The organism is Methylobacterium sp. 4-46, from assembly GCF_000019365.1.
In the GTDB taxonomy this organism is placed as follows: Bacteria; Pseudomonadota; Alphaproteobacteria; order Rhizobiales; family Beijerinckiaceae; genus Methylobacterium.
Genome location: NC_010511.1, coordinates 4,728,582 through 4,753,640, shown reverse-complemented (window position 1 = coordinate 4,753,640; position 25,059 = coordinate 4,728,582). Strand labels below are relative to the sequence as shown.

At 65.6% G+C, this 25,059-nt stretch carries 17 protein-coding genes, 1 tRNA gene and 4 pseudogenes; 10 read left to right on the top strand and 12 right to left on the bottom strand.

Going from position 1 to position 25,059, the window contains the following annotated elements; all coding sequences use genetic code 11:
* Positions 1-15 precede the first annotated feature (15 nt).
* Both M446_RS20625 and M446_RS20620 read right to left on the bottom strand, forming a co-directional pair.
* A complete protein-coding gene (locus M446_RS20625; RefSeq protein WP_012334045.1) occupies positions 16-213 on the bottom strand; it encodes a DNA gyrase inhibitor YacG in 198 nt (65 codons plus the stop codon).
* Positions 214-220: 7 nt separating this feature from the next.
* Entirely contained in the window at positions 221-868 is a 648-nt protein-coding gene (locus tag M446_RS20620) for a Maf-like protein (RefSeq protein ID WP_012334044.1), read from the bottom strand.
* Positions 869-1,049: 181 nt separating this feature from the next.
* Between M446_RS20620 and M446_RS20615 the strand changes: the two genes are divergently transcribed.
* From M446_RS20615 to M446_RS20605, 3 genes are all read left to right on the top strand, one after another.
* Positions 1,050-1,124: transfer RNA gene (locus M446_RS20615), tRNA-Gly, on the top strand.
* A 981-nt stretch (positions 1,125-2,105) separates the two neighbouring features.
* Positions 2,106-3,365: an oxalate/formate MFS antiporter gene (gene oxlT, locus M446_RS20610; RefSeq protein ID WP_322597447.1), complete on the top strand. Its 1,260-nt coding sequence runs from the start codon at positions 2,106-2,108 to the stop codon at positions 3,363-3,365.
* A gap of 211 nt (positions 3,366-3,576) precedes the next feature.
* Positions 3,577-4,362, top strand: a complete 786-nt coding sequence (locus tag M446_RS20605; RefSeq protein WP_012334042.1) for a class I SAM-dependent methyltransferase — start codon at positions 3,577-3,579, stop codon at positions 4,360-4,362.
* Positions 4,363-4,371: 9 nt separating this feature from the next.
* Here the strand turns inward: M446_RS20605 and M446_RS20600 are convergent.
* Positions 4,372-4,809: pseudogene (locus M446_RS20600) on the bottom strand (IS5 family transposase); the annotation flags it as partial.
* Positions 4,810-4,887: 78 nt separating this feature from the next.
* Here M446_RS20600 and M446_RS20595 point away from each other — a divergent pair.
* From M446_RS20595 to M446_RS20580, 5 genes and pseudogenes are all read left to right on the top strand, one after another.
* Positions 4,888-5,322: pseudogene (locus M446_RS20595) on the top strand (IS110 family transposase); the annotation flags it as partial.
* Between the two features lie 107 nt (positions 5,323-5,429).
* Complete coding sequence (locus M446_RS20590; RefSeq protein WP_012334040.1) at positions 5,430-6,668, top strand: cytochrome P450; 1,239 nt, start codon at positions 5,430-5,432, stop codon at positions 6,666-6,668.
* A 243-nt stretch (positions 6,669-6,911) separates the two neighbouring features.
* On the top strand, positions 6,912-7,085 hold the full coding sequence (locus M446_RS38245) for a hypothetical protein (RefSeq protein WP_012334039.1): 174 nt from the start codon (positions 6,912-6,914) through the stop codon (positions 7,083-7,085).
* Positions 7,086-7,534: 449 nt separating this feature from the next.
* The gene (locus tag M446_RS20585) at positions 7,535-8,917 is read left to right on the top strand and encodes an NAD(P)/FAD-dependent oxidoreductase (RefSeq protein WP_012334038.1); all 1,383 of its coding nucleotides are present in this window, start codon (positions 7,535-7,537) and stop codon (positions 8,915-8,917) included.
* Positions 8,918-8,977: 60 nt separating this feature from the next.
* On the top strand, positions 8,978-9,682 hold the full coding sequence (locus M446_RS20580; RefSeq protein ID WP_265576402.1) for a glutathione S-transferase family protein: 705 nt from the start codon (positions 8,978-8,980) through the stop codon (positions 9,680-9,682).
* Between the two features lie 20 nt (positions 9,683-9,702).
* Here the strand turns inward: M446_RS20580 and M446_RS20575 are convergent.
* The 3 genes and pseudogenes from M446_RS20575 to M446_RS20565 all read right to left on the bottom strand — a co-directional run.
* Positions 9,703-9,897: pseudogene (locus M446_RS20575) on the bottom strand (transposase domain-containing protein); the annotation flags it as partial.
* A 455-nt stretch (positions 9,898-10,352) separates the two neighbouring features.
* Positions 10,353-10,520 (bottom strand): annotated as a pseudogene (locus tag M446_RS39075) (integrase); the annotation flags it as partial.
* An 85-nt stretch (positions 10,521-10,605) separates the two neighbouring features.
* The gene (locus M446_RS20565) at positions 10,606-12,483 is read right to left on the bottom strand and encodes a tetratricopeptide repeat protein (protein WP_012334036.1); all 1,878 of its coding nucleotides are present in this window, start codon (positions 12,481-12,483) and stop codon (positions 10,606-10,608) included.
* 1,215 nt (positions 12,484-13,698) lie between these two features.
* Here M446_RS20565 and M446_RS20560 point away from each other — a divergent pair.
* Positions 13,699-13,974, top strand: coding sequence for a hypothetical protein (locus tag M446_RS20560; protein ID WP_012334035.1), 276 nt, complete (start codon positions 13,699-13,701; stop codon positions 13,972-13,974).
* Between the two features lie 3,275 nt (positions 13,975-17,249).
* Here M446_RS20560 and M446_RS20550 read toward each other — a convergent pair.
* Both M446_RS20550 and M446_RS20540 read right to left on the bottom strand, forming a co-directional pair.
* The gene (locus tag M446_RS20550; RefSeq protein WP_012334033.1) at positions 17,250-17,486 is read right to left on the bottom strand and encodes a DUF6489 family protein; all 237 of its coding nucleotides are present in this window, start codon (positions 17,484-17,486) and stop codon (positions 17,250-17,252) included.
* A gap of 990 nt (positions 17,487-18,476) precedes the next feature.
* Positions 18,477-18,791: a hypothetical protein gene (locus M446_RS20540; protein ID WP_043701466.1), complete on the bottom strand. Its 315-nt coding sequence runs from the start codon at positions 18,789-18,791 to the stop codon at positions 18,477-18,479.
* A gap of 363 nt (positions 18,792-19,154) precedes the next feature.
* Between M446_RS20540 and M446_RS20535 the strand changes: the two genes are divergently transcribed.
* Entirely contained in the window at positions 19,155-19,466 is a 312-nt protein-coding gene (locus M446_RS20535; RefSeq protein WP_012334028.1) for a hypothetical protein, read from the top strand.
* A gap of 92 nt (positions 19,467-19,558) precedes the next feature.
* Here M446_RS20535 and M446_RS20530 read toward each other — a convergent pair whose 3' ends face one another.
* The 4 genes from M446_RS20530 to M446_RS20510 form a co-directional block, all read right to left on the bottom strand.
* The gene (locus M446_RS20530; protein ID WP_012334027.1) at positions 19,559-20,788 is read right to left on the bottom strand and encodes an integrase; all 1,230 of its coding nucleotides are present in this window, start codon (positions 20,786-20,788) and stop codon (positions 19,559-19,561) included.
* Positions 20,778-21,032, bottom strand: a complete 255-nt coding sequence (locus tag M446_RS20525; protein ID WP_043702601.1) for a hypothetical protein — start codon at positions 21,030-21,032, stop codon at positions 20,778-20,780. The genes M446_RS20530 and M446_RS20525 overlap by 11 nt, the downstream gene beginning before the upstream one ends.
* A 336-nt stretch (positions 21,033-21,368) precedes the next feature.
* Positions 21,369-23,378, bottom strand: coding sequence for a plasmid replication protein, CyRepA1 family (locus M446_RS20520; protein WP_012334025.1), 2,010 nt, complete (start codon positions 23,376-23,378; stop codon positions 21,369-21,371).
* On the bottom strand, positions 23,368-24,585 hold the full coding sequence (locus M446_RS20510; protein WP_012334024.1) for a hypothetical protein: 1,218 nt from the start codon (positions 24,583-24,585) through the stop codon (positions 23,368-23,370). The genes M446_RS20520 and M446_RS20510 overlap by 11 nt, the downstream gene beginning before the upstream one ends.
* Positions 24,586-25,059 lie beyond the last annotated feature (474 nt).

Here is a 25,059-nt window from a genome sequence, read left to right as displayed (position 1 = left end):
CGGATGACGGTACGGTCAGGATTCGCCGCTGTCCTCCTCGCCGGGCCCCTCGTCCTCGCGGGCGGGAATGGCGTAGCGGCCGCTCAGCCAGCGCTGCAGGTCGACATCGGCGCAGCGCTTCGAGCAGAAGGGCCGGAACGGCTCCGCCGCCGGCCTGCCGCAGATCGGGCAGGGCGGGCGCTTCGCCTCGGGGGCGGGCGGGTCGGCTCCCATGCGGGCCTCAGGCGGCGGCGCGCCAGGCGGCGCGCACCGGGAATCCCTCCCCTTCGAGGAGGCCGACCGTCTCGTAGAGCGGGAGCCCGACTACGGCGCTGTAGGAGCCGACGAGCTTGACCACGAAGCTGCCGGCGAGCCCCTGGATGGCGTAGCCGCCGGCCTTGCCGCGCCACTCGCCGCTCGCGACGTAAGCCTCGATCTCGCGGGCGTTCAGGCGCTTGAAGCGCACGCGGGTCTCGACGAGGCGCTCGCGGGTGCGGTCGCGCGGCCCCGCGATGCAGACGGCGGTGTAGACGCGGTGGGTGCGCCCGGACAGCAGCCGCAGGCAGGCCTCGGCCTCGTCCGAGACCTCGGTCTTGGGCAGGATGCGCCGCCCGACCGCCACCACGGTGTCGGCCGAGACCACGTAGGCGCCGCGCAGATCCTCCCCGTGCCGGGCGGCCGTGAGGGCCACGTCGAGCTTGGCGCGGGCGAGGCGGCGCACCAGTTCGCGCGGGCGCTCGCCCTTGAGGGGCGTCTCGTCGAGGTCGGCGGGGAGCAGCGCGTCCGGCTCGATGCCCGCCTGCTGCAGCAGCGCGAGGCGCCGCGGCGATCCCGAGGCGAGCACGAGCTTCGGCCGCGTGCCCGGCGCAGGGGGGGGAGACTCGATCATGGCGCGCCCTGGTTCCGGTGAAGGTGGTCGTCTCGGCGCCGCACCTGCCCTATCTCGCGCCCGCCGTCCAGCCACGGCGAAAACCCCCGTGGACAAAGCCGCCGAGTTTGCTTAGGGTCCCGACCAATCCGGCACGGCGCCTCGGGCGCTCCGTGGTCGGGCGGCGCCGCACGGCGGCCGCGCGGGCGTAGTTCAGTGGTAGAACGTCAGCTTCCCAAGCTGAATGTCGTCGGTTCGATCCCGATCGCCCGCTCCATCCAACTCCTTGATTCCGCTGTTGCTTCGGTTGACCTCGGTGGTTGGGGTGTTCCCCATGTTCCCCATGGTGTTCCCCGCCGTTCCTCTTATCCGTTCAGGGTACGTTCGCATCCGACCGGCAAGGGCGTGAGGGCTCGCTCCGTTGTGCCATCAGCCGGAGCGACCGGCTGACCGCCACTGGGCCGCAAGACGGAAGCGGCTTGCTCGGTCATGGTTAGGCTTGAGGGTGCGGCCGTTCGAGCAGGCCGCGCACGGTGCGAACGCACGATCTGCCGTCGATCGGTCGTGCGTCGGCTATGCGCCACTTCCGGACCTTCGCTCCGGGCCGCCGGAATGGCTGCTCAGCCTTTGACAGCGCACGCGGCTGAAGGCCCGACCCGTCGCCCCGCTCGGCCCTGCGCATCGGGCAGGTCGCCCCGCCTGCGGAACGCTCATGCTGGACTTGCGCGACGAGTACGGACGGGATCTCACGGCCACGTGGATCGCCAGAAGGTCGGGCGACGTTGCCGATGCCGACATTCTCGTGGCTTAGCCCTATGCCCTGCGCGACCGACGATGCCGTTCTGCTGCACCATCGTGCATTCTCCGGCGAGCGGCCTACCGGTGCAGGAGCAAAAAAATGCAGCATGCTCTTGACCAGCGCCGGAATCGCAGCGATGCTGGTATACCACATATCAGAAGCAGGCTGAGGCCACGGGCCGTTGCAAGCTCGGGCTGACCGTCGCTTGCGACATCTCACTTGACTAGGCCGACCTGATCGAACGCGATCGTCGGCCAGCAACTAACTTCGCTCTTGTATCGGCAGCCACCACCAAGAGCCGGCCTGGCTGAACATTGTCCAGGTCTACCGCACGCCTATGGGGTTTGCCCCTCAACATGTCAAGCAACAACAATAATAGACATAGCAACGATCGAGGAAACAAGAATGCCGACCTCTACACCCATAAATCTCAACAGAGTATCAGACAGTTATCGCTGGATGCAGCTGGCGCTTGGCGTCGTTTGCATGATCATGATCGCCAATCTACAGTATGGCTGGACTTTCTTCGTACCTGAAATCCAGAAAACATTCGGTTTTGATCGCGCCGCGATCCAATGGGCGTTCACACTTTTCGTGCTGTTCGAGACTTGGCTTGTGCCCGTCGAAGGCTGGTTCGTCGACAAGTACGGCCCGAAGGTCGTGGTCCTGTTCGGTGGCGTGCTCTGCGGCGCCGGCTGGGTGATCAATGCCTACGCGACAAGCCTCAATATGTTCTACGTTGGTCAGGTCATCGCGGGCCTGGGAGCTGGCGCCGTCTACGGAACTTGCGTGGGCAATGCCCTGAAGTGGTTCCCGGACAAGCGCGGTTTGGCCGCCGGCATCACCGCAGCAGGCTTCGGTGCCGGCTCGGCACTCACGGTGGCGCCCATTCAGTGGATGATCGCCGACAAGGGCTTCCAAGCGGCCTTTCTCAACTTCGGCATTGGTCAGGGCGTGATCGTTGCCGCCCTCGCCTTCTTTCTGGCCGCTCCGCGCAAGGGCCAGATCCCGGAGGTGACCAGCACCGCCAATCTCCAATCGCGGCGCAACTACACGCCCAGTGAAGTGGTGCGCCAGCCGATTTTCTGGCTGATGTACTTCATGTTCGTCATCGTCGGCGCAGGCGGCCTCATGATCACCGCGAACCTGAAGCCCATCGCGGCCGATATCCACGTCGACAAGGTACCAGTGACGATCCTCGGCGTTACGATGGTGGCCATCACCTTTGCGGCGACGATCGACCGCGTGCTCAACGGTCTGACCCGTCCCTTCTTCGGCTGGGTCTCGGACAAAATCGGTCGCGAGAACACGATGTTCATCGCCTTCGCGATGGAGGGGTTTGGTATCTACATGCTGTACCTGTGGGGGCATGATCCACTGTGGTTCGTCCTCCTGTCGGGCTTCGTGTTCTTTGCTTGGGGCGAAATCTACTCGCTGTTTCCATCGACCTGCACCGACACGTTCGGCTCTAAGTTCGCGGCGACGAACGCCGGGCTGCTCTATACGGCAAAGGGGACCGCGGCGCTGCTCGTGCCGTTCGCCAACTACCTGCAGCAGAGCACGGGCAATTGGGACGGCGTGTTTCTCGCGGCGGCCGGAGCCAACATCCTGGCTTCGATCCTCGCCATCGCGGTGCTGAAGCCCTGGCGCAAGCGCGTCGTCACGAATGCGCGGACCGATGCGGAGTTGCCGGCCGGCGCCAAGGTCGCGGTGGCCTGACAGGCTCCGCGCAATCGTAGGCATGAGCAAGGAACGGGTAGGGCCTGGACGTGTCCAGGCCCTTTCTCGTTGAGCACCGCCCACGCGCACTGGCGCGAGGTGCTACGGTTAGGACTCACAATCGAAGTCGGCGTCCATTTGTGACCTGACACAGATCGCGGGCTAGCGAGGCGCGTGGTATATTTGGCAGGACTCGCCAGGCGAGGCATCCATGTCCGTCGTTCTCAGCTTTGACGCACAGGCAGCGGCCTGGATCGAGGCCACCTATGCCACACCGGACGTAACGGCGACGCGGGCCGCCGCGTTCCGGGCCGCCAACATTCGAGCGGGTGAGCAGGTGCTCGATGTCGGATGCGGGCCTGGCTTTTTCCTTCGCGACTTGGCGATTGCCGTCGGCTCTGAGGGCCGGGCTGTCGGGATCGACATCAGCGAGCCCATGCTCGCCCTCGCCAAGGCACGCTGTGCGGACCTGTCCAATGTGGAGTTCGAGAGGACGGTTGCCGCTCATCTTCCGGCCAGTGATGGCCGGGTGGACCTTGTCTGCGGCTTGCAGACCTACGCCTATTTGGAGGACCTGGAGGTGGGGTTGGCGGAGCTTCACCGGGTCCTGCGGCCTGGGGGTCGAGCGGTGATCCTCGACACCGACTTCTCGGGCCTCGTGTGGAAGAGCCGAGACCGGGACCGGATGCGCCGCATTCTCGAAGCCTACAACCGTCACGTCGCCTGGCCGGACCTGCCGCGCGTTCTGCCGCATTGCCTGGGACGGTCGGGCTTCGAGGTCACTCGCTGCGAGGCGCTCCCCATCGTGGCCCTGAGCTATCACCCCAACACGCTGGCCTACGGCGTTGCGTGCATCATCCACCGCTTCGTGACTGAGAGCGCGGGAGTGTCGGTCGGGGACGCAGATGCATGGCTCGCCGAGTTCGATGTCCTGGAGCGGGAGCGGGCCTTCTTCTTCGCCCTGAACCGCTTCCTGTTCGTCGCCCGACGGCAATAAGCCCAGGAGCTACAGCCAGAACAGGACCACGGCGGCCAAGGCGCAGGCCGAGAGGAACACCTGGGGGCAGCGGTCGTGGCGCGTGGCGATACGGCGCCAGTCCTTCTGGCGCGCGAACATGTTCTCGATACGGTGGCGCCGCTTGTAGAGGACCAGATCATAGGAAGACGGAGCATTGCGCCCTTTGCGCGCTGGAATGCAGGGCTCGAAGCCTTTGTCACGGAGGACCCCGCGGAACCAATCCGCATCGTAGCCCCGGTCAGCGATCAGGACTTTAGCCGTGGGCAGCAAGGACAGCATGGCACAGGCGCCCACATAGTCGCTGGTCTGGCCGGCCGACAGAAACATCTGGATGGGTCGCCCCATGGAATCGGTTGCGACGTGGAGCTTGGAGTTCAGCCCACCCTTCGTGCGGCCGATCAGGCGACCGCGATTGTGGCCAGAGCCCCTTATGGATGGCCCGCCCCTCACCGGGCTGCGCTGCTAGGCTTGCAGGTCAGCCGAGACGAGGGACAGAGCAGGGCAATGACAGTCGCGATCATCGGGACCGATCTGGGCAAGAACAGCTGCAGCCTCGTCGGGCTGGATCCGAGCGGCAAGGTCGTGCTGCGTCGGCGCTTGCGCCGCGAGACGGTTATCACTTTTGGGGCGAAGCTGGCGCCCTGCGTGATCGCCATGGAGGCGTGCTGCGGCGCTCACCACATGGGCCGGGCTCTGGCCGCTCAGGGGCATACCATCCGGCTGATGTCGCCGGAGTACGTCAGGCCATACGTCAAGGCCCATAAAAACGATGACCGCGATGCTGAGGCCATCGCCGACGCGGCGACCCGCCCCACCATGCGCTTCGTCGCCCTCAAGTCGGAAGCGCAACTCGACATGCAGACCCTGCACCGGGTGCGCGACCAGCTCGTCGGCGAGCGCACGGCGCTGATGAACCAAACCCGCGCCATCCTCCTGGATGCCTGACGGCCCGTGAACATGGGCGTACTCGCGTTTGCTACGTGCCCGACCCGAACCGAGGCGCCCCCGGGGGACTTAGTCCAGGCAAAGCCCACGGAAGCCGACGAATGTTCGCAATCCCCCGCGATCCCGCACCGGACAGCACGCTTGCCCTCCTGCGCGAGGGGTATGGCTTCATCCCGGGCCGCTGCCGCAACTTCGGTTCCGACCTTTTCACCACACGGTTGATGCTGACGAACGTAGTCTGCATGACCGGCGCGGACGCTGCCGCCCAGTTCTATGCCCCCGATCGCTTTACTCGCAGGGGTGCCCTGCCGCGCATCTCCTTCACGCTGATCCAGGACAACGGCAGCGTCATGGTCATGGACGGGGAGGCGCATCGCCGCCGCAAGGCAATGTTTTTGTCACTGATGAGCCCAGAGGCGCTCCAGCGCCTCGCGGACCTCACCACCCAGGCATGGCGTGCCCGCATGCGGCGCTGGGCGGCGCAGGAGACCATCCCGCTGTTCGATGAGGCTCACGTGCCCTTCTGTGCCGCCGTGTGCGCCTGGGCCGGGCTCCCCTTGAACGAGGCCGAGGCCGAGGAGCGGTCGCGCGAGTTCCTGGCTATGATTGAGGGCACGGGTTCCATTGGCCCGCGCAACTGGCGCGGCCACCTGCTCCGTGCCCGCGCCGAGCGCTGGATGCGCGACGCGATCCGCCAAATCCGCGAGGGCAGCCGTGCCGTGCCGGAGGGCAGCGCGGCCCATGTGATCGCGCATCACCGTGACGCGGAGGGCCGGCTCCTGGACGTGAGGACGTCGGCGGTCGAGTTGATCAACATTTTGCGCCCGACCGTGGCGAATGCCCGCTACGTCGTTTTCGCCGCCCACGCGCTCCACTGCTACCCTGAGAGCCGCGAGGCCCTGCAGGCTGCCGAGGGAGTGGAGCCCTTCGTGCAGGAGGTGCGGCGCTTCTATCCCTTCATCCCCTTCATCGGCGGGCGGGCACTGCAGACGGTCGAGTTCCACGGTCATCGCTTCGCGGTGGGTGACTGGGTGCTGATGGATCTCTACGGCACCAACCGCGACCCGAACCGCTGGGGGCAGCCGGAGAGATTTATCCCTGACCGGTTTGCGCAGTGGGACCACGACCCGAATGGCTTCATCCCACAGGGTGGTGGCGCGTACGAAACTGGGCACCGCTGCCCAGGCGAGTGGATTACCATTGAGCAGATGAGGGCTGTCGTGCCGCTCCTTGCCCGCGAGATGCGCTACGTGGTCCCTGAGCAGGACCTTACGATCGACCTCGGCCGTATTCCGGCCATGCCGAAAAGCCGCTTCGTCATCACCAAGGTCGCGGGTTAAGGGCACGTCGCAAACTCGAAGCGGGGAGGCAAATCCGGTCGCTTGTCGTCCTCTTCGTGCAGGCGCGCGGCGCGACGCGGCGGCCATGGCGCGACCTGGAAAAGCCAGAAGGAACGACGACGGCTCCGAGGGCACGTTCGGTGACTGCCGGTTCACCGGGTCGGTGGTCCGCACGGCTTCAAGCTCGACCGCAGTTACCGGCGAGAGTGACGGACCCTGAAGGCCGGCAGCCTCGTCTCTCTCGTGTTCGGGGGGCCGAACACGAAGGCGGTCGCCAATGCGGTCACCTGGTACCAGGACGCGGGCCAGACCTACGTGCAGGCTGATCTGGACGGCCATGCCGTCAACGGGGCGGAGCTCAGGATCCAGCTCGCGGGCAAACTCGCGCTGGTCAGCTCGGACTTGCTCCTGGCCTGAGCCGGGCGTCGCCGCGAGAAAGTAGTAGGAAGCCTGCCAAGGACCCCTACGCCACCTCTGCTGGCAGGTTCGCTTGGTCGCGGCTCTTACCTTGGTGTGATGCAGATTTTCTGACCAGATATACCCATGGAGACAGAAACAGCAGGGCTCAAAATGTCGTCTGCGTCAGTTGTTTGCGACGTACAGACGTGAATTTAAATGAAAGTTTTTCTTGTATACGCAAAGGAACAGAGCAGAATTGGGGTGGCGTTCGTCCGCTTTTTTCTTGCGGACAGCCGAGGTGCGCGCCTCAATCGCTGTTCGACGTCGCACCCAGCCTTCATTCAAACGTGGTATGCATGAACACGCGTTGCCAAGTAGCGTAGGCTTGGCGCCAGGCAGATCCGGGCTGCTGAAGAGCGTCGAGCTGGCGCTTCACATGCGAGCTGTACGGCCTGAGGGAGTGTGACATGGCGAAAGCTCCATCGTCCGCAGTTGTACTCGGAGCCAGCATAGCGGGGCTGCTCGCCGCACGAGTTCTCAGCCAGCATTTCGATCGCGTCACGCTCGTCGAGCGCGATACCCTGCCGGACGAGCCCGCCGTGCGCAAAGGCGTCCCGCAGGGTGCCCACGCGCACGGGCTGCTCGCAGGTGGGTACCGCATCCTGAAGGCGTATTTCCCGGACATGATGGACGAGTTGGAGGCGCTCGGCGCGCGACGCGGCGATGTCGCGGGAGACTTTCTCTGGTTTCAGTACGGCCGCTGGAAGCTGCGCCACCATGCCGGGCTGCCTGGCATGGTCGTGAGCCGTCCCTGTCTGGAAACTGCCATCCGCCGCCGGGTTACGGCGCTGCCGAATGTCGACCTGCTGCACGCGGAAGCGAAGCAGCCGAAATTCGATCCCGCGACCGGCAGCGTTGTTGGCCTCGTCGTGGAGAGGCACGGGTTTCCTGCCGCTGAGGAGATCCGAGCGGATCTGGTCGTCGATGCGAGCGGGCGAGGCTCTCAATCACCCAAATGGCTTGAGCACTGGGGCTACGGCCGCCCACAAGAGGCTGCGGTATCGGTCGACGTCGGGTACGCCACGCGCGTCTTCCGGCGGCGACCGGGAGAGTTGTACGGCTCCTTCGGCGCTATCATCGCGTCGACGCCGCCTGCGGGGAAGCGCATGGGCGGCCTTATGGGCGTGGAGGGCGACCGCTGGATCGTCACGCTCGGCGGCAGCGCCGGTGATCATCCCCCGACCGACGAGGAGGGCTGGAACCGCTTCGCCGCGAGCCTGCCGGTGTCGGCGCTCTACGATATCGTCACCTCCGCTTGCCCCCTGACGGGCATCCAACAATTCCGATTCCCAGCCAATCGACGGCGGCTGTACGAGCGGATGCGCCGCTTCCCGGGCGGGTACCTCGTGCTGGGTGATGCAGTCTGCAGCTTCAATCCCATCTACGGCCAGGGCATGACGGTTGCGGCCAGCGAGGCACAGGCGCTCGATGAAGTTTTGGCGAGCGGTCGCGAGGGTTTGGCGCAGCGCTTCTACGCGCGAACTCGCCGGATCATCGACATTCCCTGGACCATCGCGACGGGCGAAGATCTACGGTTTCCGGAGATCGAAGGGAAGCGTCCACCCGGGACCGCGCTGGTGAACAGGTACCTGGAGCGCGTTCATGCGGTAGCTTCCTGCGATCCCCTGGTCTGCCGCAAATTCTTCGAAGTCGTGAACCTTTTGGCACCTACAAGCGATTTGTTCTCACCGAAGTTGATGTGGCGGGTTCTCAGGCCCTCAGCCGATCAGGGCGGAAACTCGCCGCTTCAGGCGCGCCGGTTGGGCTTAGATCGCGCCCAGACACCTTAGTCTGATTGCCGAGTCTGGGAGGACGAGGCACCTGATTACATGCGTGCGAGGGCTCAAGCCGTGATTCTGTACCACTTCAGCGATGCGTGGGGGTTCGACCCGAGCCCCTTCTGCGCCAAGGTCCAGGCCTATCTCCGGCTGGCTGATCTCCCCTACGAGGGCCGCACCGGTCTGGCTGAGTTCCGCCGTGCACCGCGCAAGCAGTTGCCTTATATCGACGACGAGGGTGTGATCGTTGCCGACAGCCAGCGCATCATCGAGCATGTGAAGGCGAAGTACGGTGACAGGCTGGATGGGTGGCTCGGCCCCGAGCAAGTGGCCATCGGTCACGCGGTCAGCCGGATGCTCGAAGGCGGGAATTACTGGATCGGTGTGTACAGCCGCTGGTTCGAAGACGATGTCTGGAGGATCTACAAGCCGGTAGTGCTCGGTGCTCTGCCGGCCCTGATCCGGCCAGTTTTTGCCGCTGCACTACGCCGCGACTATCGCCGGCGGCTTCGTGGTGTTGGCTTATCCCTTAGGCCTGCTGAGGAGATTTATGAATTGGGCAGACAGGACATATCAGCGCTTGCTGGAATTCTGGTTGACAAGCCATTTCTTCTCGGCGAGAGAGTCTCTTCGTTCGATGCAACTGTCTATGGTTTTCTCGCGAATGGATTTTACGCGCCTCTTCCTGGACCGTTTCGATCCATGATCAGCGAGCATGACAATCTCGTTTCGTACGTGGAGCGGCTGCGCAGAATGACTCTATTACCGAAACTCTGATCCGAGCGGATGCGGTGTTCTCAGGCCGCAGCCTTGGCGGTGGGCGTAGCGGGGTAGGCCCAGGGCAGCAACTCGTCGAGGCGGCTGTTGGGATGCCCTTTGACAATGCGTGTGATCACGTCGGCCAAGTAGGCGCGCGGCTCGACGCCGGTGAGCTTGCAGGTCCCGATCAGCGAGGCGATCACCGCCCACCCCACCCGGCCCTCATCTAGACCCTAGCGGGATACGCCACCTACGCTTCGTTCGCGGGCTGTTATGTAAGCAAAACGACCGTGTCCTCTCGGTTAGGATAGCTGCGTCCGCTGACGCGCTTGACGCCAGTGCCCAGCCAGGCGGCTGGCGGCAAGGAACCGTGTCAAGAAATCAAATGTCTGGAAAACCCTCGCAACCGGACATTCCCGACATCTGCCGCGAGGGGCCGCTTTGGGTCGAGCCTGTGTGAAAACGCGGAGGCGGTAGAAGGATTTTCCCTCGGACGCTCTGGCCAGTGCCGGAATGGGCATCCTGTCGGCCTCTGGGGCGGCGTTTGGCGGCCTGGAGTGTCTGCCAAGGAGAAGATTGTTCTACGATTTCAGCATCCGCCCGCGTTTTCACACAGCCTCGGTCAGTCGGAGCCGTGCAGCTGCCACGCTTAGTGAGCGCCGCGGCGGGTGTGACCGCGGCGCCCATCTCAGATCTCCGTTTGCTCGGACAGGATCAGAGCGTCATCTACTTCGATGCCGAGGTATCGCACCGTGCTCTCCGGCTCCGTGTGCCCGAGCAGAAACTGGCGGGCCCGGATGTTGCCCGTCCGATTGCAGACCAGCGCCACATTCGTCCTACGCAGGCTGTGCGCCGACGAAGTGAGTCGGGTCACTCCGAGCCGTCCTCGGTTGGCCGGCGATCTGCTGCCGCAGATGCTCTGATAGCTCCCAAGCAACAAGTCAGAACTGCTCAACAGGCGGTATCCCGTCCCCGAACCAGTGGGTCCTCATCAATTCTTTGGCTTCCTCGGCCCCGCCGGCATCGCCGCGCCCCTCGGCCACTCTGAGCAGCCCCGCCACGGCCCATCCGTTATTCGGAGAACGCTCCAGGGCTGTCCGGAAAGCGGCTTCCGCCTCAGCGAGTCGGCCCTGTGACAGCAGGGCCGCGCCGAGCGACTGATGGACCGGGTAATCCCAGAACGGCGGCTCCATGTACGGCAGCCGGTCCTGGATCGCCGCAGCCCTCGCGAACAAGGCGGCAGATGCACCGTGATCGCCGGCCGTTCCGGCGGCTCGCGCCTCGATCACCGTACCGGCGATCGTCAGAATCTCGACGGCCGGCACACCCGCTGACGCGAGTGCCTGGATCTCCGGGGTTTGCGCCAGCTGCGTGATCGCCGCGACCGCGGCTCTTGCCTCATCGATCCGTCCGAGCCGCGCCAGGGCGACACCACGCGCGTAATGCCAAGCCCCAAGAATGAAAGGGAAGTTCGCGTCGGGCGCGGGCAGGGCGAGGACGGCCTCGGGCGGGGAAAAGCGCGCGTGGGCGCTGTAGGGAGCGGCCGCGATCGGCTGCGTCCACGGCACCTCCCGCTTCGCGCGGTCCGAGACGATTCCGGCGAGCTTCTCCGCAGCCGCGACCGCCGTCCGGCCGTCGCCGCCCATCAACGCGGAGGCGAGCAGGAAGTGAAGATTGTGGGCGTAGTAGGCCTCCGCGTACAGGAGGCTCGCCCCGCCCTGCCGCACGAGCGCCTCATCGGCGGCCGCTGCCCGCACGTTGGCGTCCAGGCTCTCGCGCCAGCGTCCGACCCGGTACCAGATGTGGCTCGGCATATGCACGAGGTGCCCCGCCCCCGGCATCAGGGATGCGAGTCGCGCCGCGTGGGGCAGTGCCCGGTCGGGCCGGTCCGAAGCCTCGACCGCGTGGATGTACAGGTGAATTGCGCCGGGATGGTCGGGAGCCGCAACGAGGGTTCCGACCCTTCGTTCACCGAGCACGCCTTCGATGAGTTCGATGATCCGTGAGGTTTCGCCCTTCGGGGTCCGACCTCCGTCGGCCCAGTAATCCCAGGGGCTCAAGTTCATCAGGGCGTCGGCGGTCAGCAGGGCGACGTCCGGGAGGTCCGGGAAGCTGGCCTGGAGTGCCGTCATCGCGTCCGCATAGGCTTGGTCGAGTGCCTTGCGGTCCGCGGCCGGGTCGCGCGAGTAGCGCCGAGAGAGCGCCTCGATCAGTCCGCCCTGGAGCGGCCCGGCCGAGGCAGCCAAGTGCTCGGCTTCCGCCAAGGCGACGAGCGCTCTGGCGTTCGCGTCCGGTTCGAGGGGAAAGTTGATGTGGGGGCCCAGCACCCAGGCCTCGCCCCAGAAGCACACGGCGCAGCTTGGATCGAGTTCCTGCGCGGTGCGGAAGGCGCGCGCCGCTTCGGCGTGGTTGAAGGCCCACGCGAACCTGTAGCCTTGATTGAAATAGGCGCGCGCGTCCGGACGGACGGGCTGCACCTCCGCCCAGGTGAGCTGACCGAGGTTGTCATAGATCGGTGGCCGTCGCGAGGTCGTGGGCGCCGCGGCGCCGCTAGGCAGATCACGGTTGTAGGAACCGAGTTCGCTGCGAGCGGGCTGGGTCGAATGCGCGGGGTGCGGTGTCCGCGTGGTCATCGTGGCCGGACCGACCATCCGCTGATCGCTCTGCGCCATGCGGTGCAGGAGTCGCGCACGCGGACTGTGATGGCTGCCGAGCGGACAGGCTGGCGCGGCCCCTGCCGAGGCGAGACCGCTCACCGCACCTGCAATCACGAGTGCGTGCCCGAGCGCGCTCCGACGTCGCACGATAAGGCTGGCCATCAGAGCCTCCCAGTATCAACGGGCCGATCGCCAGATTCTCAGTCATACGCGCAGCTGGCAATGACGGACACCGAAGTCTGGCAACAATCAGCGAGACCTGAGGGCACCCCACGACCGCGATGCTCTCGCAAGCGGACGTTCAGCCTCAGGCCGCCGATGCCTGGTGCAGGTCAAGAGTTCGCGTCCGGCTTATTCGGCTACGCGCCAGCTCCGGACGCGGGCGCACTTTGCGGTTCGCCCTGCCGCGGCCCTGACAAGGGCCGGGAACGATGAACTGTGCCTATCGCCCGCCGCGCGACGCCGCGGACAGGCTTGAGACGGCCGTGTGCGGCCGGAAAGCCGCCCAGGCGGTGCATGGGACTGGCGACGTTCATGGCGTGGTTCTGGAGCGTTCCAGGACGGATCGGGCGGGCCTCCCCGTAGATCGTGTGGCGCTCGCGGACCGCCACCGAGTCGAGGCTCTCGGAAGCCCGCGTGCGCGGCGCCCTCGCGGTCCTGGAGGCGATCGGCTTCGTTGAGCGCGTCGAGGTCACCGGCTCGACCTACCGGGCCATGGTGAACGGCCCGCACCGTAAGCCGGTCCAGTGGCGCTTCGGCCCGGACTACATGAAGGCGTTCCTGGCGGCCAACCGGCGGGCTCAGAGGGTCCGTGGGGCCGGTTCTCCGGCGCGGCGTAGATCGCCCCCTGCCCTATTGCGGCCGCTCATGGCCACCTCAACCACCCCGGAGCGCCCTTCCGCGCGGACTCCGTTCCGTCCGTCTCCCAACTCGCCAGAAAAGACCATCCAGCGGAAGCGTCCTTCTCTATCGGCGAGAAGGGTTCGGCAGTGGCGGCGTCAGGACTTGGAGCCGCCCTGGAGCGGTTGCGCCGGGCGGGAGGGTTCTGAACCGGAGAGGCCAGCGGAACCGTCCTCAAGCTGCCGGAACGGCGGTCGGGGGCACCGTCTGCGGCTTCTCCGGCGCCGTCGTGCCCTGCACCGGGCCTGGACGCGGCTCCCGAACGGCTTCGGTCGGGCGTGGAGCGGGGCGCGTAGCAGCGGGCAGCGGCAGATCAACCAAGACGACGCGACCGCTCAGCGGGTCGAGGATGCGGATCTGCGCCATGCCATTCCCCTCATGGGAGAAGCAGGCAGCCTGCCTGGATTCAGGTAAGACTTCGTTAAGGGCACGTCCCGTGCGGCCGAGCAGCGTGCTCCCGCCCTGGAGATGTCCCCGATGCATCCCGCGATCGTCACCAAGAATCTTGCCGAGGTCGCTGCCGAGGAGGCCGCGGAGGTACTGGACCACCTGTGCGAGATCGGCATCACGTGCCGCGTCGTGGCGCATCCTGCGCCCATGCCGGCTATCCGCGTGATCGTGCCCGGGCTGACCGAGGACCTCCGCAAGCGCCTGCGCGGCCTCCTGTGCACGGTCGACGCCGAGGTGGTCTTCCTCGAGGGCGGGCCCGCACCGCGGAACGCGGCGGCGTTGTGCAGGTGGTTCAATAGCTAGGCGGCATCGTTGTAAGCAGTGTCGAGCACCCTGGATTTAACGCTGAGACGCCTTAGGTGAGCTGGTGAACGTGATGCGGACGGCGCTGAGGCGAGCGTTAGCACACATCGTTCAGCACCCTGTCATCTCATAAGCCTAATTGGCTGCTGCCCAGATGAGTCGGCTGTGCTCGATGCAAGACGAAGCCTACATCGTATCTGAGCGCAGATGCAAGCGTGGACTGCGCTGCGCTGTGCCTGCCTCGAAGACGAAACCGAAGTTTCTTACGGAGGACCTTTGGGAGCGCGGGCAGACTGTCTCTGGGAAGGATAATCTTCCGATTGGGTTTTGCCGTGAAGCGGCTCGGCACGCCGTGGACCTGAGCGGATATTATCTGTTTCACTCGCCCTAATGTAATGAGTGAGCTGTGCCGGTCGCGCCCCGCTGCGGAGAGGGCCGCCGGCTCTCGCCATTGTCTCGGACACCCGCGAGTGGTCCGCGCCGGCCCATGTTGTGAACCCAGCAGAGGCGGCCAGACTACCGCGACGCGACCGGCGCGCAACTCGGGCGAGGTGGGTGAAAAAGCCCGCCGCGGCAGGGCCGGGCGGGCTGAAGGTCTCGGATTGAAAAACGCCTTTGGGAGGCGGAGTCGGCCTCAGGCCCGCTGGTTACCGACTGGAATACCACTTAGGGCTCAACTCTAGTGGGCGCGATCTACAGCTGCCGGATCGTCCCCGGGCGGCGTCATAGTGCCGGTGGATACGCACCGAGCACGGGCTCGATCCTGATGCAGCCCCCTTGGACACAGAGCAGAAATATGGTTAAGCTTCTCTTAAAACGGGGAGGAGTGATCCGATGCTGGCGACAGTGGTCTGGTCGTGCGTCGCATGTAGCATGGCGACTTCCGTAATGTTCATCGTCTTTGCTTAGGCCACGGCCTCAGCGTGCCTTATCATAATCCTGCTCGTTCGCTAGTTGCCGTGGCTAACCAGATCCCAGTCCGCAAGGCTTATGCCTCTCTTCTTCTCGCCGCCGAGTTGCACGAGAAGGCCGCGCTGCGCTTCGCGGCAAGTGCTCAGTCGGATGCTATCGCTGGGAACACAACCAATGCGCGCCTCAGCCGCGAGTGCGTTCGAGGCCTCCGCGTGAAGGCGCTGCACCTCTCGGCCGAAGCCGCGGCCCTGGCCGAGCGCCACCCGCACCTGCTCGGACCAGAGCATTAGTGAGGCGGCCTGCTCAGGCGAGCCCCTCCCCGGCCCTGACCGGCACCCAAGAAAGGCCCACAGCGGCAAGACCGTGCGGGCTGAACGATGCGATCCACGCTCGGGGAAAGGGATCTCGCGCAGATCAGCACGGCCGAAGCGCTGTCGCACTTCGGACTCCGACCTAACACCCATGGCCGCCTGCACGCTCTGCAGGCTGAGCGCCGCCGCGTCGGCCAAGGCTTGCAGCCGATCGTTTCCGCCCGCTGTGACAGCGTGCTGGGCGCCGCAAACAACGTACTTTCCATACGTAGTTTCTACCGACGTAGTTCTGCGCCTTCAGAACGAGTCTGCATCGCGCAAGGGGGCAGACCATGCGTAGACGTCACGCTTTCGCGGCTGGTCGGACATGGCGCGAGGAGCATCTGAACGCAGCTCCTGATCGAACAAACCTTCTTCTATGTTTCGCGACCGGGTTCGTGGCCTTAGGCGTTAGCTCAGCCGGAGCGCTTCTTGTGCTGGTGAAGTGACGCCGTCCTGGCCGTCGCGGGAGTGATGCCCCCGCCGCGGCATTTGGGACCTAAGTCACTGCCGTCACTGGCGGAAAGGCCGCCTCTCTCACCTGTGGGCAGTCAGCTCTTCCCGCCCCGCTCCCGCTAGCGTGAGGAGCCCGGGAGCAAGTATCAGCCCCACGCGTTGCCTTGGTCAAGACAGCAACAAATTGGCTCGAAGAGCCACATGCTAGACCGCAACTATACGGTTCGCAAATGACCGTGGCGGGTGGGGCGTCTACTGCCCTATACGGGCGAGCCGGTCCGGGTGAACGGGCGCGCGCAGACCGGGCTGCCGCTTGAGACCGCCACCGAGCTGGCCGAGTCTTTGAGACTACTGGCCACGATTGAGACCGACACCGTCGGACGACCACCTGTGACTGCCGGTCGTCCCACGAGATTGCGGGGCGTCCAGCGCACCTCTACGAGTGCGATTCACCCTGGAATCTGAGCCGCGCAGCTACAGCCCGCAGTCCCATCTGCTCAATCCAGCCTGCCCGCTGTGCATCACCATGATCGAGAGCTCGTGCACTCAATGCCGCGAAGCGCATGAGCAGGTGCTGCGTTTCATCGTCGACGGGTTGGCGGGCGGGCGGTGAGATCACCAGGGTCGGCGGAAGCGGGCGATAGATTGCGTGCCGTCGTGAAGCCTCGGCCATCCTGTGTGTCTCTCCTGTGAGGTGAGCCGGTCCTGTAGCGCCCACCAAGCAACGTGACTACCCCACAGGTTGTCCCTCCACGGGTTAAGATTGTGCTCGGCCTCGCGCGCGTGAGGGCGGCCCATTCGCATACGCACATGCACGGAACCGATTACGGAACCCGCGGACAGCCTCTGGAAGACCGGGGGCCGGTCCGGCCGGGGAGCCAGTCGAGAGTCGCGCCGGGCTGGCGAATTATCTGTCATGATCTATGGCGGTCGGAGGCGCCGGCAGGAACGTGGCGGCAGTGCGAAGCGACCGCTCGGGGTTCGATGATCAGCCAGGAAGCTGGCTTCCTACTCCGATGAATTTTGTCATTAGCAGACCGCAGTGTTATCTTCTCCGTGACAGTTTCGAACGAAGGCGTTTCAGCTTTTTCAGGTCTCGAATTAAGGAAGTACGCGTTTCCGGTATGTGCCCCAGATCTGCATTCATTCCGTCAAGTTGGACACTAACTGCGTCAATGAACGCTAAACACCGCTCTGTTCGTGCGATATGTACTTGTGTACGGTCTAGAAGTTCCTTGTGCGGATCTCTCATTCCAGATAATAGCCCAGGAGGGCTGCTCCCGGTTGTCGAATGTCATGATTTGATCTGCGGTAACATCATCTGTCGGGCTAAAATCAGTATGGCTTTCGTCTAGCTTGTGCGAGAACATCCAACGCGGCGAGCACGACCCAGGGGCCAACAAAGACCAGGAAGAACACGAAACCCATGCCAAGCCCCTTGGAATGAAGCGGACTGGGAGGTCAACTTCGTCTACACGCAAACGGTTTCATCTCACCATTGACGCTTGCCCCGGATTGTGCCCCGCCGCCCCGGCGGGTGAGCTTCGACTCGCCGCGCTACTGCGATGAAGGATGCGACTTGTGCTGCAGCGGGCCACTGCGCCTCCTCGCCGGCTCAGTCATTGCGGACATCCACGCCTTCATGAGCCTATCGGGCGAGTAGCGGTGCATCTCCTGCAGCATGCGCTCCTGCATCTTCGCCATGACGGCGGCCTGGAGTGGCTGCAGGTCAGGCAGGCCGAGAAAGACCCGCGCCTCTTCAGGTGTGCAATCCACGTTTGCATCGATCAGCATCTTGCAGCCCTCCGCCCGGAAACAATGCTGACCGGCGATGCAGGTTCAGGGGAAGGATGCCCCTTGGCGCAAATGCGCGTGGCCGAGCGGATCTCGATCTTCCTGGCGTGCCCAGCGCGAGACGAAGAGCCCGCCCGGTGGGCCGCCGGGCGGGCTGGTACGGCAGACAGACGGAGTGTGTTTGCCACGCGGCCAGGACTGGCCGCCGCGGGGGCATAGATCCTACGGGCCTTGCCTCAGGCTTCCCGACCACCCCACGCCTGCACCCCGCCGCCCCGGCCGGTGACCTTGATCTCGTCGAACAAGCCATCCGTCCCTCGGGCCTCGACCTTTGCCGTCGTGGATGTGCCGCGCGCCTCGGTCCTGCGGCCGCGAAGAGCGTAAGCCCCCGCCATCATCTTCCCTCTGAGCGGAAGCAGCCGCGGTGGCAAAAGAGGGCACCCTTACTCTCGCCACGTTTGCCCTTGCGTGTTGCTGCCCAACGCCTGTCGCTCAGGCCCAAGGGGGGAACAAGATGCGCATCCTCAGCATCGCCGCCACGATCCTGACGGTCCTCACCGTTCTGATCCTCAGCGCCGCGTTCCGGCTCACCCTGGCGCCGCTGAGGGCAGTGCGTGGACTGAAGCTACGCAGACAAGTGACGGGTCCGGCCGCTCCGGCTGCCGTGAGATAGGACGCATGGCGGCCTCGTTCCCCTCCGACGGCCTGTTTCGAACGACGATCTTGGTCTGGGCTGTCAGCCTCCTGGCCTTCATGGCTTACTCGAGTACGGCGGTCCTGGAGCGCGAAGGATCGATCCGGTCACTCCTCACGCGGGCCTCGGATCCCGCTACCACGGGCACCGTCCTTGTCCGCCCGTGTGACCAGGAGGCGTGTCCCTCCAAGAGGCGGCCCGACACTCTGCTGGACCTGTCGGATGATGAGATCGGGCTGAGGAGCCTATTGCCCGCGGGCGACGGGGACGTCGATCCGTGACCATAGGAGGAGCCGCTACTCCTCATCCCCGCTGGTCGGAGTGGCGTCCAACCACCCGAGATCATCCCGCTCCTCGCAGCAGTTACCTCTCTGGGTGAGCATGACGATGGCAGACACGACCTGCTGAACGTCCGTGCCGACCTCGCGCAGGCTCCCGGCGAGCTGCGGGTGCTCCTCCAGGGAACGCGCCGTCACCTCGTCTGCGTCGACATCAAGGGTGTGCACCACCGGTCGGCTCGGGACGATCGGTGCCGAGAGAGCCCCTAACAGCGCGCGTAGCAGCGGGTCGTCGGCGCCGGAGGCGGTGGGCGGGCTCTTGTCGTCGCTCATCAAACCCGCCTCCCTCACCGGATCAAGCGGCGGATCCAAAAGCGCTCGACCCGCGGGTGCATGGCGACCACGGCCGCGAGGGCGCCGGCAGCGCCGGAGAGCATCACGATGAGTTCGGACACGGGCGGACTGTACCCGGAGGAGCGAAGCTTGGCCTATGTGGTGGCCCGCCGCGGGGCAGCTCGTGTGGGGACGAGACCGTTGCGGCTAATCCGCCGACCCCCTCCAGCCCCATCCTACGGCGACTACGGCGAGCGCCGTCCGTACCGCGTCGACCCAGACGACGAGTAAGGATCAGCGCCGGATCCTGGCGTGACCAGAGGCGTTCCTCGCCCCTCTACAGCGCGCCCAGGAGGCCCCCCCGTGTCCTCGTCGTTCGTGTTTCCCCTCATCGCCACCGGCGTGTTCCTGGTCGGCTTGTTCGTCATTCCACGACTGGAGAAGTGGGCTGATTTGGTGGGCGGAGCGCTGGGCGTCGTAGCCCTGGCACTTGGGATCCTGGCCGCCGCGATGTCTGCGGCCCCGTGGAAGGCGGTCGTGATGGCGAAGAACGCCGCTCCCCAGGGACTGGGGGCGATACCGGCCAGCGACTTAAGGCATCATGCGGACCAGGTAGCCACATTCTCGAAGCGGGTCGCCGTTAAGCCTGAGCAGGCCGGGCAAATGACCAAGTAGCTGTGTGAGGGCCCCCCAAGAGCTGGCGTGAGCTATAAGTCCGAAGCAAATGGCTGCGGCGGCCCTCAGGAAGCGCCTCCCGAGGTGGCCCCTCACGCCCGGCCGCGCTCGGCCCGGTACGCCAGCCGCATCTCCGCGACCCGACGCGATTTGCCCACCGCACCCCGCGAGTAGCGCTGCGTCGTCGCCGTCTGCGCATGGGCCGCCGCCGAGCGGATGTGGTCGAGGTCTGCCCCCGCCTCCTCCGCCTCGGTGATCGCACCGGCCCGCGCGTCCATGTTCCAGATCTCACTCGGCAGGCCCGCCGCCCGCGCCACCACCCGCCACTCGCGGCCGTAGGCCGACTCGGCGTAGGGCCGCCCGGCGACCTCGTCGATGATCAGCGGACCCGACCGCCGCTCCGGCGGCACTCGCTCCAGCAGGTCGAGCACGAGCGGGCAGAGCTTCAGGTCGTGGGCGGCGAAGGCGCCGGTCTTGGTGGTGGCCTTGCGGATCACGAGGTCGGCCGCGAGATCCGCCCAGGTCAGGCCCCGCACCCAGCGCCGTCCGTTGAGCATGAACCCGCCCTCGCGCGCGGCCGCGCCGGCCGGGATGGGCTCCCACTCGCCGATGACGTCCTTCTGCCGCATGGCGGTCTCGAACTGGATGGCGGTGCCGAGCGCGAGGGAAAGGCGGCCCATGGCGAGCGCCCGCGCGATGAAGGCCTCGACGTGGGCGAGCTGCATGACCACGCGGCGGCGTGCCGGCTGGGCGAATCGGGCGTGCTTGAGGATGGTGTAGAGGCGCTCGCACTCGGGCAGCTCGGCCATGACACCATAGGCGAACAGCTCGCGCAGCTTCTTGATGATGCCCCAGGCGCGGCGCACCCGCTCGGGACCGCCGGGCACCTTCGGCTTCTTGGCTTCGTCGTACCACCTGTAGAAGTCGCCGATCTTGAGGGCCGCGAGCGCGCGCTTGCCGACCGCGGCCTCGATCAGCTTGAGGGTATAGGTGTCCTTGTGCCGGCTGTTGTGCTTGAGGCGCTGGAAGGGGCTTGCCGGGTCGGTCTGGTAGCGGCGGGAGAGGGCGAGAATGGTGCCGTCGAAGCGGGCCTTGTCGCGGCCGCGGTTGGCCAGGAAGGCCAGCATCTCGGCCTGCAGGCGCTGGCAGGCGGCCTCGATGAGGGGGCGGTGATCCGGGTTCTCGGGTGAGTACGGGAAGCGGACCACCGGGGGCCGGAACCCGACCTCGACGGCGCGGTGGGGGGCGAACCACCCGATCCAGACTGTTCCACCAGGCCTGCCGCGCTTCTTGAGGCCGGGTGTCCGGGACTTAGAGGGCATCGAGATTCTCCGGGCCGTCGGGCGCGAGCGCCTCGGCACCGGGAAGACCATACCGCGCCAGGAAGTACGCGCGGACCGCCGGCCAGAACCTGCCGCCCATCAGGGGGTCGACGCGGGGCAATCCGTCACGCTCGAGCACTATGGCCTTGGCGGCCCATTCTTGCGGTGTCTGGCTGAGCCGCCGCGCGATCTCAGCCTCGGACGGGAACAGCCCGGCGTCGCGGGACAGGTGGCTGCGGCTCATCGGGAAATGGGGCCAGCTTGGAATGGGGGAAAGGAGCGAAAGGCCCGGCATCATGGAGCCAGCGCGGGGCGGTCGGGCCGAGGGCGGGATCAGCACCCGCCCCCTGCTCTCACCGGCGGAGATCACGGCGGATCGTAACAATCCGCCGGAGTGGGACCCGGATCCACCCGCGATCCGGGGGCCGACAGCCCCCTCCCCCCTTCTCCCGACCCCCGCCGCGGGGACAACGGGGCCATTTTTATAGAGATCATCTTTCCCTCTCCCTGTAATGTCCCCTGTTGTCCCCTCCTCGCGACCAAAGGCGGCTGGGAGACAACGAGGCGATTTTTATAGAGATTACTCATCCTCCCGCTCTGTAATGTGCCGCGTTGTCCCCCGAATGAACTCGGTGGCGCGCGCGATCTCCTCTTCGGCCTCACTCCAATTGTCGTACGCCTCGGGGTCGATGTGCTGCCCATAGTGGTCCACGAGGAACGCCCAGCCCGTCTTCACCCTGCGCCGGGCCGCAATCTCCTCGATCGCGGACAGGGAGGTCGCGTCGAGCCTGTAGCGGTGGATCTTCCGGCCCGAGACTTTCCGTGAGCCGACGTTCCTGAGAGCGAGACCCATCAGGGCGAGCATCTGCCCCAGTTGCTGAACCGGCTTCCTCAGGACGTCGGAGCGAACCTCGCGACCGAGCAGGTTCTCCAGCGGCCCCTTGTTGTCGATCATGAACTGCGCGAATGCCCGAAGGTCATGGGTGTCGAAGATCACCTCGGCGTCGAACGATCCCGCAACTCGCCCGGCCATCGCCAGTCGCACCGCATCCGGGTGCGGAACAAGCCGACCTCGCTCCCCCTCCGTGACCCCGTCCAAGAGCCGGTAGTGCCGACGCTCCCGCCACAGAGGTGTCAGCCGAAAGGCCCGAACGAGAGCCGGAGCGAGATCCTGCCTGGCATCGCCCACGAAGCTCAGATCCCGGTGCAACGACTCGAGCGGGTCCGTCGGCAGGACCTCGGGCACGAGGCCGGTGACCTGCTCAAACAACCGGACTTCCTCTCGGCGCCTGCCGCTGCGATCGGCACGGATCAGCTCCGGCGATGCCTCTGCGCGGTAGAACAACTCCAAGCACGTGCGCTCGTGGGACCAGCGGGCTGCCTCCGCGATCACGTCGCCGGCCTCGATCGCTTTTCGAACCCGATCAGTTTCGGCCCGCGTCAGTACCGGCGCCACCATGATCCGGGCAACGCGCTCCTCGTCCGCCAGGTGTTCTCCGCGCTTGAGGGCGGCATAACCGGCGACACTGCGCTCGAGGTTCTTGTCAATGTGGACGAAGGTGCAGCCCTGTGCCTGCTTGTAGCGCACGTAGTTGCCGCGCAGATCGTTCTTCGAGGCGCGCTCGGCCGATTTGATCAGGACCGCCATCTCGATCAGCGGGTCGTGCTGGATGAAGCGCGGCCGCACGTCATCGCCGAAGTCGTCGAGCAGGTCCTTGTACAGCCCGGCCCGCAGGATGTCGTGCCGCACCACGTCGTGATGCGTCTCGAAGTGAAAACGGCGAGTCGTGATCCAGACCTTGATGATCCGGGGATGGCGGACACGAGCGAGCTGCTGGTCGAAGTCGAGGTGCGTGTTGACCCCCGTTTCGCAGAAGCCGAACACCACATCCACGCGCTTGGCCTTGCCAGGAAAGGTGATGTCCACGCCCGTGCCGAGCGAGGGCGAGCAGAGGATGACGTCGTAGGTGACCGCCCGGGCGGCGGCGTTCGCGACGAAGTCCTGCACCTCGCCCTCTGACCCGGTGTCGCGCGTGATCTTGATAATCCGCCGGGTGTCGCCGAACCGATCGCGGATCTCGGCCGCGAGCTTGTCGATCAGTTTCTTCGAGTTCGCGGTGACGAAGCACCGCTTGCCTTCCGCCACGGCCTGCATCAGGTCGGCGACGAGGTGGTTCTTGTTGGCGTAGAGCTCGATCGTCCTGCGGTCGGTCGCCGGCGTCTCGTTGATCCAGAGACGGATCGGCTTTTGCGGCTGCAGGTTGCCGGTCGCGCCGGACCCGCTCACCATGCGCGCGAGGGTGTTGTGGGTGAGGTAGCCAAGGTCCGCGTCGAGTGCCACGACATGCGTGGCCCGTCGCACCGCCTCGCGGAAGATCTTGTAGATGCGCTCCTGGTTGCCGCGCGAGGTGATCGTCTTGGAGAGGAGGTGGGCGAAGACCTGCTCGGACTCGTCGATGATAACGAGGCGGAAACCATCCTGAAGCGAGATTTGATGCAGGCTGTCGAGGCAGATGCCGTAGCGCCTCGGCAGCTTGCGACGCTTGCGGTAGGGTCGGTTCTTGGCGGCCTTTTTCGTCTTAATCTTCATCCTCCTCCTCCGACATGAAGCCCATCAGGGAGGCCGTGTCACGCTCCGGTCCCGCACCGGGCTTGGTGCCCGTCTTGTTCAGGTCGAGGTAGCAGCGCATGTCCAGCCGCTTGCAGCTCCCCCGGATGAGGGTGCGTCGGTGGCCCACGAGCAGAACCGTTCCCGCACGGGCACTCAGCCGCTTCATGGCCTCGGTCTTGCCCGTGCCCTTGTCGCTGCGCACGAGCGTGATGCCGGGCAGCAGCTCTGCGGGGGCGGCCTGCCCGGAGACGATGCGGACCCTGCACCCGGTGAGCTCTTCATGGCTGGCCGCGTCTGAGACCGGCCAGACCTCCGCGTCGGGTGGGACGGGCACAGCGCCGGCCGCGATCGCCCGGGCTGTCCGAACGAACTCGTCGGGATCGCACGGGTCGTGCCGCCGCTCCTGCGGCCAGTAGCTCTTCGAGCAGGTCGAGCAGTAGACGCCCGGTACACCGTGCCGGTTCTGGATGACGAAGGCACTCGCGTTCTCGTCCGGGTGAACGGGGCAGTGCACGGCCGTCCTCGGCGGAACCTCGCACAGCGGCAGCCGCCGCCCGTCGGCCAAGTGCAGCTCCTGATCCGGGGCAAGCGTCACGCACGACCGGCGGCTGACGATCTCGTGAGCCGGAAGGTCGGTGTTCTCGGGCAGGGCGGCGTCGGAGATCAGCTCGCGCAGGAGCTCGGGAGTGAGCTCGCCGCCGATGTGGTGCACCTCTGCCCCGCGGTGGCCGAAGCTGATCCGGGTGGGGTCGGTAGCCGCCATGTCACCGCCGAGAGATCGGGTCAGACCGCGGCTGATATTTCTCATCCGGCGCGCGCAGGTGATCGTCTCGGGCAATAGAAAGACGACCCGGAAGCGGTGCGCTTCCGGCGTGTGCCGGGGCGTCGTGTAGATCAGGAGGGCATGCTGCCGGACGAGCCTGTTGGCGAGCGCCTCCTCGATGGTGGGGCCGTGGTCGACATCGACCGAGGCGATGTTGCAGGCGAGGAAGTTGCTTCCCTTGCGGGCACCTCCGAGCTGTGCACAGTAGGCCCAGCCGCGCTGGGTTGTTGCGACAATGAACTCATCGAGGGTGATCTCGACGTTCTCCCAGCCGTGAGCGAACAGAGACGGGTTACCGGCCCTGTTCTTGTCGATGAGGCTCGGATTGCGGGCGATCTTCAGCTTTCGCTGTGAAGCGGTCACGAGATCTCCTTTCCGGAGAACAAGCTCTCCGGTCCTTGCTCTGAGTGAGCACCAGGCGCATCATGCCGATGAGCGCGGGCTCCTGCCCGCGGCTCCAAGCCGGCACGCAAACCAAATGGCGTCCGGTCCCCTGGCACCCGCCGTCGTAGCCGGCGGCACGAGGCCATCCCTCACGAGTCCGGTCGTCGAGGTGCGGGCTGTGCCGGGGTGCCCATGGAATGGAGGAAGCCGACGTCGATGTCAAGTAATGCTGGCAGATGCATCGCAAGCTTTGGGTAAAATCCGGACATAACATAAATACGAGAAACAGACTGAAAGATAAAAGCTCGCTCTGAGAGCAATTCACGCTTAGCAAGACTCTCGCTTCGAGAGTCTCCCTCTAAGAGACACTCCCTTTCAGGCAAAGGCCGAAAACGGTGTCAATCCGCAAACCTCCGCCAAGAGAAAGCGAGACCGTTTGGTAGCCGATCAGTG